This window comes from Leisingera sp. MMG026 (genome assembly GCF_021654205.1).
Classification (GTDB): domain Bacteria; phylum Pseudomonadota; class Alphaproteobacteria; order Rhodobacterales; family Rhodobacteraceae; genus Leisingera.
In genome coordinates, this window is record NZ_JAKFZM010000005.1 from 101,290 (window position 1) to 116,377 (window position 15,088).

At 60.7% G+C, this 15,088-nt stretch carries 17 protein-coding genes; all 17 read right to left on the minus strand.

Translation table 11 applies throughout. The annotated features are described in order from the left end of the window. Positions 1-5 precede the first annotated feature (5 nt). The 17 genes from L1069_RS04180 to nuoF all read right to left on the minus strand — a co-directional run bounded on the left by L1069_RS04180 (position 6) and on the right by nuoF (position 15,087). Complete coding sequence (locus L1069_RS04180) at positions 6-752, minus strand: biotin--[acetyl-CoA-carboxylase] ligase (protein WP_134829544.1); 747 nt, start codon at positions 750-752, stop codon at positions 6-8. Between the two features lie 68 nt (positions 753-820). After that, complete coding sequence (nuoN, locus tag L1069_RS04185; RefSeq protein ID WP_129371385.1) at positions 821-2,260, minus strand: NADH-quinone oxidoreductase subunit NuoN; 1,440 nt, start codon at positions 2,258-2,260, stop codon at positions 821-823. Positions 2,261-2,275: 15 nt separating this feature from the next. Beyond that, the gene (locus L1069_RS04190; RefSeq protein ID WP_134829543.1) at positions 2,276-3,823 is read right to left on the minus strand and encodes an NADH-quinone oxidoreductase subunit M; all 1,548 of its coding nucleotides are present in this window, start codon (positions 3,821-3,823) and stop codon (positions 2,276-2,278) included. Then, a complete protein-coding gene (nuoL, locus tag L1069_RS04195) occupies positions 3,823-5,952 on the minus strand; it encodes an NADH-quinone oxidoreductase subunit L (protein ID WP_237454880.1) in 2,130 nt (709 codons plus the stop codon). Before nuoL ends, L1069_RS04190 begins: the two co-directional genes overlap by 1 nt. A 6-nt stretch (positions 5,953-5,958) precedes the next feature. Further along, positions 5,959-6,264: an NADH-quinone oxidoreductase subunit NuoK gene (nuoK, locus tag L1069_RS04200; protein WP_008553673.1), complete on the minus strand. Its 306-nt coding sequence runs from the start codon at positions 6,262-6,264 to the stop codon at positions 5,959-5,961. Between the two features lie 4 nt (positions 6,265-6,268). Then, entirely contained in the window at positions 6,269-6,871 is a 603-nt protein-coding gene (locus L1069_RS04205) for an NADH-quinone oxidoreductase subunit J (RefSeq protein WP_237454881.1), read from the minus strand. After that, positions 6,868-7,302: a carboxymuconolactone decarboxylase family protein gene (locus L1069_RS04210; RefSeq protein ID WP_237454882.1), complete on the minus strand. Its 435-nt coding sequence runs from the start codon at positions 7,300-7,302 to the stop codon at positions 6,868-6,870. Before L1069_RS04210 ends, L1069_RS04205 begins: the two co-directional genes overlap by 4 nt. 70 nt (positions 7,303-7,372) lie before the next feature. Then, entirely contained in the window at positions 7,373-7,867 is a 495-nt protein-coding gene (nuoI, locus tag L1069_RS04215; protein WP_129371390.1) for an NADH-quinone oxidoreductase subunit NuoI, read from the minus strand. Then, a complete protein-coding gene (locus tag L1069_RS04220) occupies positions 7,864-8,637 on the minus strand; it encodes a methyltransferase domain-containing protein (RefSeq protein WP_129371391.1) in 774 nt (257 codons plus the stop codon). Before L1069_RS04220 ends, nuoI begins: the two co-directional genes overlap by 4 nt. A gap of 6 nt (positions 8,638-8,643) precedes the next feature. Then, positions 8,644-9,681, minus strand: a complete 1,038-nt coding sequence (nuoH, locus tag L1069_RS04225) for an NADH-quinone oxidoreductase subunit NuoH (protein ID WP_129371392.1) — start codon at positions 9,679-9,681, stop codon at positions 8,644-8,646. Positions 9,682-9,687: 6 nt separating this feature from the next. Further along, on the minus strand, positions 9,688-10,074 hold the full coding sequence (locus tag L1069_RS04230) for a hypothetical protein (protein ID WP_129371393.1): 387 nt from the start codon (positions 10,072-10,074) through the stop codon (positions 9,688-9,690). Beyond that, on the minus strand, positions 10,071-12,101 hold the full coding sequence (gene nuoG / locus L1069_RS04235) for an NADH-quinone oxidoreductase subunit NuoG (protein ID WP_237454883.1): 2,031 nt from the start codon (positions 12,099-12,101) through the stop codon (positions 10,071-10,073). Before nuoG ends, L1069_RS04230 begins: the two co-directional genes overlap by 4 nt. A 3-nt stretch (positions 12,102-12,104) precedes the next feature. Further along, entirely contained in the window at positions 12,105-12,509 is a 405-nt protein-coding gene (locus L1069_RS04240) for a DUF5333 domain-containing protein (RefSeq protein ID WP_237454884.1), read from the minus strand. Positions 12,510-12,610: 101 nt separating this feature from the next. Further along, entirely contained in the window at positions 12,611-12,976 is a 366-nt protein-coding gene (locus tag L1069_RS04245) for a hypothetical protein (protein WP_237454885.1), read from the minus strand. Beyond that, the gene (locus L1069_RS04250; protein WP_237454886.1) at positions 12,973-13,389 is read right to left on the minus strand and encodes an MAPEG family protein; all 417 of its coding nucleotides are present in this window, start codon (positions 13,387-13,389) and stop codon (positions 12,973-12,975) included. Before L1069_RS04250 ends, L1069_RS04245 begins: the two co-directional genes overlap by 4 nt. A 13-nt stretch (positions 13,390-13,402) precedes the next feature. Further along, on the minus strand, positions 13,403-13,792 hold the full coding sequence (locus tag L1069_RS04255; RefSeq protein WP_237454887.1) for a hypothetical protein: 390 nt from the start codon (positions 13,790-13,792) through the stop codon (positions 13,403-13,405). Continuing rightward, positions 13,789-15,087 (minus strand): NADH-quinone oxidoreductase subunit NuoF, encoded by a 1,299-nt coding sequence (gene nuoF / locus L1069_RS04260; protein WP_129371397.1) that lies wholly within the window; start codon positions 15,085-15,087, stop codon positions 13,789-13,791. Before nuoF ends, L1069_RS04255 begins: the two co-directional genes overlap by 4 nt. Between the last annotated feature and the right edge of the window lies 1 nt (position 15,088).

Below are 15,088 nucleotides of genomic sequence, written 5' to 3' on the forward strand. Positions count from 1 at the left end.
CCTTCCTAGAAATAGATGTCGGCCGCGGGAATGCTGACGCGGCCCTTGGCAGTGTTTAGGACAAGGTTGCCGCCGGCGTCCACTGTTTCAAAAGTGCCTTCGGTCTCGGAACTGGCGGTGCGGGCGGTGATCACTTCGCCCAGCTTGGCGGCGCGCGCCAGCCATGCGGTGCGAATCGGTTCAAAACCATAGGTGCTGAATTGCTGCTCATAGCGCGCAAAGGCCTCTGCCACGGCATCCAGAAACTCCTCAGGCGAGACCTGAACGCCGGTTTCCGACAACAGCGAAACCGGCCAGACCGCACCGGGTTCCAGCCATTCCTTCATCGGAGTTTCCACCAGATTGACACCGATGCCGACAAACAGATGGGTGACCCCCTGCCCGTTACCGGCACTTTCCAGCAGGATCCCCGCCAGCTTGCCGCCCTTCAGCAGCACGTCGTTGGGCCATTTCAGCGAAAGGCCTTCGGTGCGCCCGGTAACCGCAACACAGGCGTCATAGACCGCAAGTGCCGCGACAAAGCTGCGCAGCGCTGCCTGATCCGGCGCGCCTTGGGGCCGCATCACCAGCGTGGCGGCGAAATTGCCCTTGGGGTCCTTCCAGTCGCGCCCGCGGCGGCCCCGCCCCATGGTCTGCCGCAGCGCCAGGATCCACTCCGGGCCTGCCAGCTCGCCTGCGATGCGGGCGGCCTCGTTCAGGGTGCTGTCGACCTCGGCAAGCACCCGTTTTCCATATCCTGCTGGCCAGCTCATACGCGCTCCTTAAATGCGGAAAGGCCCGGTCACAAGACCGGGCCTTGTCAGCCTGCCTGAAAAGCAGATCAATTTACAAGCGTTGCTGCGGCAGCAGCTGCGGCGCCGTCGATGCCAAACTGGTAGACCACGCCCACCAGCATCAGCGCTGCAGAGGCCATCAGTGCCACGCCCAGGATCGGCGAGCCCTTTGCTTCTACATCGTCATCGCCCGTGCCGAAGTACATGTAGAAGACGATGCGGATGTAGTAAAACGCACCGATCACCGAAGCCACGGCAGAGGCAATGACCAGCCCGATCAGCCCAGCATCAACACCCGCCTGCCAGACGCCCAGCTTGGCAAAGAAGCCCAGCATCGGCGGCACGCCGGCCAGCGAGAACATCAGGATCAGCACCGCCAGCGCCTTGCCCGGCTCGCGCGCGGCGAACTGGTTCAGCGCCATGATATCGGTCACGGGCTTGCCGTCTTTCTCCAGCATCATGATAAAGGAGAATGTACCGATGTTCATGGTGACGTAGATCGCCAGATACACCAGCATCGCAGTGACGCCCTGTTCGGTGCCTGCTGCCAGACCGATCATCGCATAGCCCATATGGGCAATCGACGAGAAGGCCATCAGGCGTTTGATGTCGCGCTGGCCGATGGCGGCAATGGCGCCGAGGAACATCGACAGCACCGACAGCACCACGATGATCTGCTGCCAGTCGGAGATTGCACCGCCAAAGGCATCATGCAGGACGCGGGCAAACAGGCCCATCGCCGCAACCTTGGGCGCGGTGGCAAAGAAAGCGGTGACCGGGGTCGGCGCGCCCTCGTAGACGTCGGGGGTCCACATGTGGAAAGGCACGGCTGAGACCTTGAACGCCAGACCCGAGATCATGAAGACAAGCCCGAACAGCATTCCGATGGACATATGGCCCTGTTCGGCAACCTGGATGATGCCCGCAAACTGGGTGGTGCCGGCAAAGCCGTAGACAAGCGAGGCACCGTACAGCAGCAGGCCGGAAGAAAGCGCGCCCAGCACGAAGTACTTGAGGCCCGCCTCGGTCGACTTCACACTGTCGCGGCGCATTGCAGCGACGACATAAAGCGACAGCGACTGCAGCTCCAGCCCCATGTAAAGGGACATCAGGTCGCCTGCGGAGACCATCATCATCATCCCCACAGCGCTGAGCGCCACCAGGATCGGGTATTCAAACCGCAGCATGCCGCGGCGCGCCATATAGTCCTGGCCGATCAGCAGCACTGCCGCTGCGCCCAGCAGCAGCGCCACCTTGGCAAAGCGGGCAAAGCCGTCGTTGATGAACATGCCGTTGAAGGCCGTCTGGGTGGTGGCCGGGCTGGCCGCGATCCAGAAGGCTACCGCCGCCAACAGCGCGGCGGTTGCCCAGACCAGCGGCACTGCCAGCTTGTCCTTGGTGGTGTAGACCGCGCCAAGCAGCGCGCCCATCGCGTAAAGCGCCAGAACGATCTCTGGCAGGATTACAGTAAGATCAGCTTGGATCATCTGCCTGATGCTCCCTTAATGCGAAGCAATCCGGGTGGCTGCCGAGATGTCGGCAGCCGCCAGAGACTGGTTGAAGTTTGCAATCAGCGCCTCGGTCGAGGGCGCGATGATGTCGGTGACCAGGGATGGATAGACGCCCAGCAGCAGGGTCATGACCACCAGCGGCGCAAAGACAAAGCGCTCGCGTGCGGTCATGTCACGGATGCCGGCCAGGCTGCCCTTGATCATGTCGCCGAACACCACCCTGCGGTAGAGCCACAGCGCATAGCCGGCCGAGAAGATCACCCCGGTTGCGGCCACGGCCGTCACCCAGGTGTTCTTTTGGAAGGCGCCCATCAGGGTCAGGAATTCACCGACAAAGCCGGAGGTGCCCGGCAGGCCGACGTTGCCCATGGTGAAGAACATAAACACCAAAGCGTATGCCGGCATCCGGATCACCAGGCCGCCATAGGCGTCGATGTCGCGGGTGTGCATCCGGTCATAGATCACGCCGACGCACAGGAACAGCGCAGCAGAGATGAAGCCGTGCGACAGCATCTGGAAGATGGCGCCGTCGATGCCCTGCTGGTTGGCGGCAAAGATGCCCATTGTGACAAAGCCCATGTGCGCGACTGACGAATAGGCGATCAGCTTTTTCATGTCCTCCTGCACCAGTGCCACCAGTGAAGTGTAGACCACCGCGATGGCCGACATCCACAGGACCATATCGGTCATCACATCCGCACCCACCGGGAACATCGGCAGCGAGAACCGGAGGAAGCCGTAGCCACCCATTTTCAGCAGGATCGCAGCCAGCACCACGGAGCCCGCAGTCGGTGCCTGCACGTGCGCGTCCGGCAGCCAAGTGTGCACCGGCCACATCGGCATTTTCACCGCAAAGGAGGCAAAGAAGGCCAGGAACATCAGCGTCTGGGCGCCGCCCACGACGTGAATGCCCAGCACATCAAAGGACGCAGCCGAGAAGCTGTGGGTCAGCAGGGTTTCGATATCGGTGGTGCCGGCATCCACATACATGAACACCATCGCCACCAGCATCAGCACCGAGCCGAAGAAGGTGTAGAGGAAGAACTTGAAGGAGGCGTAGATCCGCTCCTTGCCGCCCCAGATGCCTATGATCAGGAACATCGGGATGAGGCCGGCCTCAAAGAACAGGTAGAACAGCACCAGGTCCAGCGCCATGAAGACACCCAGCATCAGGGTTTCCAGCAGCAGGAAGGCGATCATGTATTCCTTCACACGGGTCGTGACCGACCAGCTGGCCAGAATGGTCAGCGGCATGATGAAGGTGGTCAGCATCACAAACAACACCGAGATGCCGTCGACGCCCATCTTGTACTTCAGCCCCAGGATCCAGGCCCGGTCTTCCACAAACTGAAAGCCGGTGTTGGCAGGGTCGAACTCGAAATAGATGCCAAGGCTCACCAGGAAGGTGATCGTGGTGGCAAAGAGCGCGACATACTTGGCGTTGCGCTGCGCCGCCTTATCCTCGCCGCGCAGGAACAAGGCCAGAATGCCTGCAGCCAGCGCCGGGATAAAGGTGACAATAGAAAGGAGATTGTCCATCAGTGCGTTCCTCCGCCGATCGACATCCAGGTGACCAGGGCTGCGATGCCCAGCACCATCCAGAAGGCATAAGTGAAGATGTACCCGGACTGTGCGCGTCCGGCGAGGCGGGTGAAGAAGGGCACAACGCCCATGGCCAGACCATTGAGGAAGCCGTCGATGGTGCCCCCATCGCCGCGTTTCCACAGGAAGCGGCCAATGGCCAGGGCCGGTTTGACGAAGATCACGTTGTAGATCTCGTCAAAGTACCACTTGTTCAACAGAAACAGGTAGAGCGGGCGTTGCTGTGCGGCCAGACGTGCCGGCAGCGACGGGTTCCAGATGTAGAACCACAGCGCCAGGACCAGACCTGCAACCATTGCCATGAACGGGGACAGCTTCACCCATTTCGGGGCCGCGTGGGCGTCCTCCAGGATGTGGTTGTCCTTGCCGATGTAGATACCGCCCTCACCCGGCTTGCCGGCAAACACATAGTGGTGCGCGCCTTCAGCCGCGGCTTCTTCGTGCGCAGCCTCTTCGCCGTGGCCGTCAGAGTCCCCATGTCCAGCGTCCTCGCCGTGGCTGGCGTCTTCGCCATGTGCCGCGGCTGCGGCTTCCGCAACCGGAATGCCGTAGAATTTGCCAACCTGATCAGCGTGGCCGAAGAAGCTGCTGTACCAGATCATGCCTGCGGTAACCGAACCCACCGCCAGCACGCCCAGCGGCACCAGCATGGTCCAGGGGCTTTCATGGGCGTGATCATGAGTGTGTTTGTCGCCGCGTGCCTCGCCGTAGAAGGTCATGAACATCAGGCGCCAGGAATAGAAAGAGGTCATGAAGGCCGCAATCACCAGCGCCCAGAAACCGAACATCGAGCCGCCCGCATAAGCGCTTTCGATAATCGCATCCTTTGAGACAAAGCCGGCAAAGCCGATCCAGCCGCTAAGCGGGATGCCGACACCGGTGATGGCCAGAGTGCCGATCATCATCGCCCGGAAGGTCCACGGGATCTTTTTGCGCAGGTTGCCATAGTGGCGCATGTCCTGCTCGTGATGCATCGCGTGGATCACCGAACCGGCGCCCAGGAACAGCATCGCCTTGAAGAAGGCGTGGGTGAACAGGTGGAACATGGCAGCGGAGTACATGCCGACGCCAGCGGCCACGAACATATAGCCCAGCTGCGAGCAGGTCGAATAGGCGATCACCCGCTTGATGTCGTTCTGCACCAGCCCGACGGTGGCCGCAAAGAAGGCCGTGGCTGCGCCCATCACGGTGATGAATGCAGTGGCTTCAGGCGCAAACTCCATCAGCGGCGACATCCGGCAGACCAGGAACACGCCCGCGGTCACCATGGTTGCCGCGTGGATCAGTGCCGACACCGGGGTCGGGCCTTCCATCGCGTCCGGCAGCCAAGTGTGCAGGATCAGCTGCGCCGACTTGCCCATCGCGCCGACAAACAGCAGGAAAGCAATCAGGTTGGCAGCATTCCACTCGCTCCACAGGAACGACACTTGGGTTTCCGCCAGCGCCGGGGCGGCGGCAAAGATGTCCGCAAGGTTGATGCTGTCGGTCAGGAAGAACAGCCCGAAGATCCCTAGCGCAAAGCCGAAGTCGCCGACCCGGTTGACGATAAACGCTTTCATCGCTGCCGCGTTGGCGGTGGGCTTGCGGTAGTAAAAGCCGATCAGCAGGTAAGAGGCGACGCCGACGCCTTCCCAGCCAAAGAACATCTGCACCAGATTGTCAGAGGTCACCAGCATCAGCATCGCAAAGGTGAAAAACGACAGATAGGCAAAGAAGCGCGGCTTGTAGCTTTCACCGTCTTTCCACTGCGGGTCATGCGACATGTAGCCGAAGCTGTACAGATGCACGAGCGACGACACCGTGGTGATTACGATCAGCATGATCGCGGTCAGCCGGTCCAGCCGGATAGCCCAGGAGGTCGACAGCGAGCCGCTTTCGATCCAGCGGAAGATTTCGATGTTTTCGGTCACCCCGTCAAACGACAGGAAGGTGATCCAGCTGAGCAGCGCCGCCAGGAAAAGCAGCGATGTGGCCGTGACTGTGGCGGCTTTCTCGCCGATGAATTTCCAGCCGAAGCCGCAGATAAGGGCGCCGGCCAGCGGGGCAAAGAGAAGGATGGTTTCCATGTTTCTTCAGCCCTTCATCACGTTGACGTCTTCGACGGCAATGGTGCCGCGGTTACGGAAGAAGCAGACCAGGATCGCCAGGCCGATGGCGGCCTCGGCGGCGGCCACGGTCAGCACAAACAGGGTAAAGACCTGCCCCACCAGATCGCCCAGGAAGCTGGAGAAAGCGACCAGATTGATGTTCACCGCCAGCAGCATCAGTTCGATGCTCATAAGCAGGATGATCACGTTCTTGCGGTTCAGGAAGAGCCCGAAGATGCCGATGACGAACAGCGTCGCCGCGACGGTCAGATAATGTTCAAGTCCGATCATGTGCTCACAGCCCCTGCCCCGGTTTCACGTCCTTGAGTTCCATCGCTACGGCCGGGTCGCGCATCATCTGGGCAACCACGTCCTGGCGCTTGACGTCCTGGCGGTGGCGCAGGGTCAGCACAATCGCGCCAATCATAGCGACCAGCAGGATCAAGCCCGACAGCTGGAACAGAAGGATATATTCATCATAGATAATGTGGCCGAGCGCTTCGGTGTTGTGGAGGTCGGCAGGCACCGGATTGGCCAGCAGCTCAGGCGCCTTATCCGCAGTTTCCCAATCGCCGAAGGCCATCACGAACTGCATCAGAATGACCAGGCCAATCAGCAGCGCCAGCGGCAAGTACCGCGCCATCTCGGCCTTCAGCGCGGCAAAATCCACGTCGAGCATCATCACCACAAACAGGAACAGCACCGCGACCGCGCCTACATAGACGATGATCAGCAGCATGGCGACAAACTCCGCCCCCAAGAGCACAAACAGCCCGGCCGAAGAAATAAAGGCCAGGATCAGCCACAGCACCGAATGGACCGGCTGGCGGCTGATCACAGTGAACAGCCCGCCGGTGATGGCGCTGACGGCGAAGAGGTAGAAGGCAAAAACGCTCATGTCTCATCGTCCTTGTTGTCGTCCATGACACCCTGCGCCAGATCCAGCGCCCGGTTCATGGCCGGAATGCCGGCGAACACCGACATCTGTCCGATCGTTTCCACGATCTCTTGTTTCTTTGCGCCTGCCGCCAGGGCGTGGCGCACGGTCTGGCGCACCGCTGAATCAGCCTGCGCGCCCTGCATTGTCAGTCCGGCCAGTGTCAGCAGCAGCCGGGTTTTGGCATCCAGCCCGTCCTTATTGACGGTGTTGCCGAACATCATTTCCATGACCTCTTTGGGCATGGTGGGCCATAAGCTTTCGAACTCCTTGAAAGCCTCCGAGGGCGAGAAGTTCTCCAGCGCCGGGTTGAAGGCCTTGGCCATCTCCTGCGCCTGGGTCTGCATCTGGGCCATCATGGCCTCAAACGGATTGGGCGGCTGTTTGGTCATGTCCTGTCCTCCGTCCAAGAATTTTCAAAAATTCTTGGCAAAAGTTTTTGAAAACTTTTGCGCTGCTCTCTCATCGGTACGGCGCGTCGATTTCCAGGTTGCGGGCAATCTCTGCTTCCCAGCGTTCACCGTTGGCCAGCAGCTTGTCCTTATCGTAGAACAGCTCCTCGCGGGTTTCGGTGGCGAACTCAAAGTTCGGGCCTTCGACAATGGCATCCACCGGGCAGGCTTCCTGGCAGAAGCCGCAGTAGATGCATTTGGTCATGTCGATGTCGTACCGCGTGGTGCGGCGGCTGCCATCCTCGCGCGGTTCCGCGTCGATGGTGATCGCCTGCGCCGGGCAGACCGCTTCGCAGAGCTTACAGGCAATGCAGCGCTCTTCGCCGTTCGGATAGCGGCGCAGCGCGTGCTCGCCGCGGAAGCGGGGTGACAGCGGGCCCTTCTCATGCGGGTAGTTCAGGGTGGCCTTGGGGGCGAAGAAATACTTCATCCCCAGTTTGAAGCCGACCCAGAAATCCTGCAGCAGGAAGTATTTGGCGGCGCGGGTGTAGTCGATTTGGGTCATTGCGGAGCCATTTCGTCATCAAGCCGGGTTGCGCCGGCGTTTCCGTGGCTGTGCCACTTGGTTTCATAGTCGCTTTGCAGAACCAGGTCTTTCATCACTGAATCCTTGGTCTTTTCGATCTCGTAGTAGAGGTACATGCGCCCCTCCGGTATCTTGCCCTTAAGCCGCATCCGTTTGCCGGTCTCTGCGGGGTCCTGGAATTCGATATGGTAGTCGCCGCCGCGCGGCCGTTTGTGGATGCCGCGGCAATCATGCACCGTGCAGCCGCAGTTGCGTCCCCAAAACGTCCAGACCAGTTCCGGATTGAACTGGTAGATGCCATGCGCGGGCCAGCCATTGAACCCGTTGGCGGAAATAAACCGCCCGCCCGGTTTCAGCATCCGGAATACAGTTTCCAGCGCCATCGGCACATTAAAGACATGCTCAATCGTACCGCCGTCAAAGATCAGATCGAACTGCCCTTCCAGCTCGGCAGCCACCGGGCGGTTCAGGTCATGGAGGATCGTCGCACCCTCATAATCCGAAAAGTCCATCGTCTCCATGTCGCCAAACCCCAGTTTCCGCATCAGGGTTTCGCAATAACCGTCCTCCTGCAGCAGTTCCGTATGGGTCAGATCGAGCCCCTTCTTGCGCAGGATCCGGTCAAACTTGTGTTTGATATGATCCTCCACCTGGAAGGAATGGCGCCCAAGCATGAGTGTCCGGCCTTCCGGCTGGAAGCGGGCCGACAAGTCGGCCAGCCGTTCGAAGAGCTCGATATCGACGCCCATCGCTGTTTAGCCCCCCACGGTCCAGCGGGCGAAGATGCCCCAGAACCAGTCGAATTTTGCGGCAAAGGACACGAAGACCACCCAGGCCAGCGAGAACGGCAGGAACACTTTCCAGCCCAGCCGCATCAGCTGGTCGTAGCGGTAGCGCGGGGTGATCGCCTTGACCATCGCGAAGAGGAAGAAGAAGAATGCCATCTTGGCAACCATCCACAGCACGCCGTCGGGCAAGCCCGGGATCGGCGACAGCCAGCCGCCGAAGAACAAGAGCGACGTCAGTGCGCACATCAGGAAGATGGCGATGTATTCACCGGCCATGAACAGCAGGAAAGGCGTTGCCGAATATTCCACCTGATAACCCGCCACCAGCTCCGATTCCGCTTCCGGCAGGTCAAACGGCGGGCGGTTGGTTTCTGCCAGCGCCGAGATGAAGAACAGGAAGACCATCGGGAAATGCGGGATCCAGTACCAGTTCAAGAGGCCCAGATCGCCGTCCTGCGCCCGCACGATGTCGCCGAAGTTCATCGAACCGGTGGAGATGATGATACCGATGATGATCAGCCCCAGCGATACTTCGTAAGAAATCATCTGTGCGGCAGAGCGCAGGCTGCCCAGGAACGGGTATTTCGAGTTCGAGGCCCAGCCGCCCATGATCACGCCGTAGACCTCAAGGCTGGAGACCGCAAAGACATAAAGAATGGCGACGTTGATGTCCGACAGCACCCAGCCGTCGTTGAACGGGATCACCGCCCAGGCGATCATCGCCAGCACAAAAGACGTCAGCGGCGCCAGGATAAAGACCGGGCGGTCGGCGCCGGCCGGGATCACCACTTCCTTGACCACATATTTCAGCGCGTCGGCCACCGATTGCAGCAGGCCGAAGACGCCCACCACGTTCGGTCCCCGGCGCATCTGGACCGCGGCCCAGATCTTGCGGTCCCCGTAGACAAGGAACAGCAGCGAGATCATCACAAAGGCAACAACTGCAAGCACTTGCGCCAGGATCAGAACAGCGATGCCGCCTGGAGTGTTAAAGAAATCAGCCATAGGTCCTCACACCGTCGGTATTCCGTTTGCCGCGCAATCCGCAACCACGACTTCAGCGTCTATGGTGCGCAGCCCGCGCGGCAGAGAGGGCGAAATCAGATAGACCGCATCAGCGGTCCGGCTGCCCCCTGCCTGTTTCATTGTTGTGCGCACATGGCGTGCAAACCCGTAGTCCCGGATCAGCGCATATTGCGCGGCGGCACATTCCGCATAGTTGTCGAGGTCTTCCTGCACGGTTGCGCCGCGCATGGAGACGTGAAATTGCACCAGATCGCCCTCCAGCAGGCTGGTTTCCACCCCTTCATAGATCGGGGCGGGCCGCCCGCCTTCGCTGCCGGGCGCCATTGCACAGGCGGCCAGCAGAAAGGGCGTTATGAGGGCAAAGCGGATCATTCGGCAGCCAGTTTCCCGGTTTCGCGGGCTTTCACACCCGCCGACAGTTCCGCCATCAGCTGCGAGGCGCGGGCAATCGGGTTGGTCAGGTAGAAGTCCTTAACTGCAGGCAGGAAGTCAGCCTTGCCAAGCTTGTCCAGCTCCAGCGCGTCGCCTGTTTTCTCTGCCACTTCGTCAATCCTGGCCAGATGCGGCACCTCAGCCACCAGCGCTTGGCGCAGCTGCGCCAGAGAGTCATAGCCCAGCTTGGCATCAACTTCGGCGCTGAGGGCGCGCAGGATGGCCCAGTTTTCCTTGGCTTCACCCGGTGCGAATGCTGCACGCATCGCAAGCTGCGGACGGCCTTCGGTGTTTACGAACAAGCCGTTTTCTTCGGTATAGGCAGCGCCCGGCAGGATCACGTCAGCGCGATGTGCGCCGCGGTCGCCATGGGAGCCCTGGTAGATCACAAAAGCGCCCCCGCTTTCAGACCTGTCGATTTCGACCTCATCCGCACCAAGGTTATAGATCACCTCGGCGCCGTCGATGGCTGCTTCCATGCCGCCGTCGGTGACGGCCCCCACATCCATTGCCCCCACACGGGACGCAGCGGTGTGCAGGATCAGCAGCTTGCCGTTGGTGCGTTCGGCCGCATGCATGGCATGAGCCAGAACAGCAAGCCCGTCCGCTTCACGCAAAGCGCCGGCGCCCACGACAATTACCGAAGGCTTCTCCAGGATGTCAGTAAATTCATGCTTTTCCAGACCGGCAAGCGCGTCGCGCCCTGCCCCCATCTGGAACACGTCATAGGTCAGATCCGCCGGCTGGCCGATATTGCCGATCTTCGCGCCGTTCAGCCAGGCCTTGCGGATGCGCGCATTCAGCACCGGGGCCTCATCACGCGGGTTGGTGCCGACCAACAGAATGTATTCGGCGCTATCGATGTCTTCGATGGCCGCGGTGCCGGCATAACCCGCCCGGTTGCCTATGGGCAGGCGGGCGTTGTCCGTGCGGCATTCCACTTTGCCGCCCAGGCCTTCGACCAGCTGTTTCAGGGCAAAGGCGGCCTCAACCGGTGCCAGATCGCCGATCAGACCGGCAACTTTCTTGCCCTTCATGGCATTGGCTGCGGCAGTAAGCGCTTCCGGCCAGGAGGCAGGCTTAAGCTTGCCGTCCACACGCACATAAGGACGGTCAAGGCGCTGGCGGCGCAATCCGTCCCAGACAAAACGCGTCTTGTCGCTGATCCATTCCTCGTTCACGCCGTCGTGGTTGCGCGGCAGGATACGCATCACTTCACGGCCCTTGGTGTCCACGCGGATGTTCGATCCCAATGCGTCCATCACGTCGACGGTTTCGGTCTTGGTCAGCTCCCACGGACGGGCGGTGAAGGCATAAGGTTTCGACGTCAGCGCGCCGACCGGGCAAAGGTCAATGATATTGCCCTGCAGGTTCGATTGCAGCGTCTGGTTCAGGTAGGAGGTGATCTCTGCATCCTCGCCGCGCCCGGTCTGCCCCATCTGGGTGATGCCGGCCACCTCAGAGGTGAAGCGCACGCAGCGGGTGCAGCTGATGCAGCGGGTCATAGCGGTGCCGACCAGCGGGCCAAGGTCCAGATCATCCACCGCGCGCTTGGCTTCCTTGAAGCGGCTGGCAGAGATGCCATAGGCCATCGCCTGGTCCTGCAGGTCGCATTCGCCGCCCTGGTCGCAGATCGGGCAGTCCAGGGGGTGGTTGATCAGCATGAATTCCATCACGCCTTCGCGGGCCTTCTTGACCATCGGCGAGTTGGTTTTCACCTGCGGCGCCTGTCCTTCCGGCCCAGGGCGCAGATCGCGCACCTGCATCGCGCAGGACGCGGCCGGCTTCGGCGGGCCGCCGACAACTTCAACAAGGCACATGCGGCAGTTGCCCGCAATCGACAGGCGCTCATGGTAGCAGAAGCGCGGGATCTCGACACCGGCCTCCTCACAAGCCTGGATCAGGGTCATCGCCCCGTCCACCTCGATCTCGGTTCCGTCAATGTTGATCTTGCGGAGGTCAGACATGGTCTATTTCGCCCTCAGTAACACGCCGATCGCGCTGTTCTTTTCGATTTCCGCGCGGCCATAGGCGCAGAAGGTTTCCGGTTGTTCGTAAAAGACGCCGTTTTGCGCCAGCAGACGCTCGCCCTTGGCACGCATACGGGCCTTTTCAGCATCCGAGTCGATATAGGCCCGGATTTCCGTGTCCGTGTATCCCAGCGCGTTTGCCCGCGCTTTGAGCCTGCGCAACTCGCCCAGCCCCTTGAAGTAGCGCGGCGCAAGGCGGTCGCAGTGGTCCGAGACCTCCTTGGCCATGGCCACCGCAAACAGGGGGGCTTCGATTTCGGCGACATCGCGCAGCGACGGTTTGGCCAGTGCCGAAACCGGCAGGGCAACAAAGGCAGACAGGGCAACAGCAATCAGGGCACGCATGGCAAAGAACTCCTTCAGTTTGAAGCTCACACTGCTCAAGCGCGCGGCGCTGCTATTCAATAGCAGCCGGACCGGCCAGCCCTGATATGCCGGAAATCCGCTCACGGTGTGCAGGTTCCCTGGAATACGGCCTTGCCGTCGGTCAGTGTCAGCTGCGTATCCTGATCGGCAGGGTCCACCGCCCAATCGATTTTGGAAGAACCATAGTTCACAACGCAATAGGTAGTTCCGGCGTGGGCCGCAGCCGCGCGCGCGCCGGTGACGGAGCGGTCGGCGCCCTTGATTTCAATGGAGAAATCAGCGCGGTTCACCTTCTTGTCCACCGGCTTGGCCTTAGCCTTGAACGGGATGCCGTCATACAGCTCGCGGTTTTTGTTGGTGGTTGAGGAACCGCAGGCCGTGACCAGCGCCGCAACTGCCAAACAGGCCACCGGCAGGGCCATCCGGTATGTCGTTAGAATGCTCAAAATACTGCCACCAAAGTCAAAATTGCCAGGCCGCCCATACAGGACCAGCCAATCACGTAGAAAATCGAGCGCAACCCGCCATGCGGTTTGCCGCTGCCGCGCAGATGGATAAGGATCATGATCACCCGCGACACCAGCACCAGCGAGGCCAGGAAGTTTACCCAGAACGGCGCCGCGCCCGCCAGGATCGCCGCCAATGTCACTGTCAGGAAGGCAGGCAGGGTTTCGCAGCCATTGAGGTAGCACCGGTTCAGACGGTAGGCCTTTTCGGCATAGTCCTCTTGCGGCGTGGCGCCGGGCGCAAGGCCTGCCTTCTGCTTGGCCAACGCCGAAAACGGCGACAGCACCAGGATGATCAGGGTAAAGATCACCAGCGCGGCCAGAGCGTGGGAATATGCGTCAAAGGCTTCCATCAAGTTACCACCATTACTCAGTCAACAACTGGTCCAAATACTTTTGTTTTTTCATCACTTGCCGCCCCGCATGGCACCATTCGCTCTCAAGCGTTCCACTCCGAATGCCATAGGCAAAATAGAACTCGAAGTTCACTTGATCTCTGATCCCTACCGGGACTTCCTTCATTTCATTTCGCCAATTGTCACGCGAGAATCCTTCCCGCTCTAGCAACTGAAAATTTTCTTCTTCAAGGACACGATACTGCTCTTTGTCGATTGCTAAGGTCTTACAATGCTTTGCAACATCGACGGCGACCTGCTCCCAGGACAGGTACAGCGAGAACTCATACGGCGGGTACGGCAGCTCCATTGCAGAAGCTGGCCCCCATGCCAGAAAGAGTATCGTCGCGAGTTTCTTCATTCCGCCGCCATCGCGCCCATACGGCCGGTCTTTTGGGCCTTGATGCGGTCTTCGATTTCCTCGCGGAAGTTCTTGATCAGGCCCTGGATCGGCCAGGCCGCCGCGTCGCCAAGGGCGCAGATGGTGTGGCCTTCGACCTGTTTGGTCACGTCCCACAGCATGTCGATCTCTTCCAGCTCGGCCTCGCCCTTTACCAGGCGGTCCATGACGCGCATCATCCAGCCGGTGCCTTCGCGGCACGGGGTGCATTGGCCGCAACTTTCGTGCTTGTAGAACTTGGCCAGGCGCCAGATCGCCTTGATGATGTCGGTCTGCTTGTCCATCACGATGACCGCCGCGGTGCCAAGGCCAGAGCCCAGCTCGCCGCGCAGGTAGTCGAAGTCCATGATTGCGTCGCGCATGTTCTCGCCGCGCACGCAAGGCACCGAAGAGCCGCCGGGGATCACCGCCAAGAGGTTGTCCCAGCCGCCGCGGATGCCGCCGCAGTGCTTTTCGATCAGTTCCTCGAATCCAATCGACATCGCCTCTTCAACCACACAGGGGTTTTTCACATGACCGGAGATCGCAAACAGCTTGGTGCCCGCGTTGTTCTGGCGGCCAAAGCCTGCGAACCAATCGGCACCGCGGCGAAGGATGGTCGGCACAACAGCGATGGATTCCACGTTGTTCACCGTGGTCGGACAGCCATAAAGACCCGCACCCGCCGGGAACGGCGGCTTCATCCGGGGCATGCCCTTCTTGCCCTCGAGGCTTTCAATCAGGGCAGTTTCCTCGCCGCAGATATAGGCCCCTGCCCCGTGGTGCAGGAAGACGTCGAAGTCCCAGCCAGAGCCGGCCGCGTTCCGGCCCAGCAGGCCCTGATCATAGCATTCGTCGATCGCGGCCTGCAGCGCCTCGCGCTCGCGGATGTATTCGCCGCGCAGATAAATGTAGCAGGTATGCGCGTTCATCGCGAAACTGGCGATCAGTGCGCCCTCGATCAGCGTATGCGGATCATGGCGCATGATTTCGCGGTCTTTGCAGGTGCCAGGCTCGGATTCATCCGCGTTGATCACCAGAAAGGCTGGGCGGCCATCGCTTTCCTTGGGCATGAAGGACCACTTCAGACCGGTCGGGAAACCCGCACCGCCGCGGCCGCGCAGGCCGCTGTCTTTCATGGTCTGAATGATCCAGTCACGGCCCTTTTCAACGATGCCGGCGGTGCCATCCCAATGGCCGCGCGCCTTGGCGCCCGCCAGGTTACGTTCGTGCATCCCGTAAAGGTTGGTAAAGATCCGGTCCTGATCCTTCAGCATG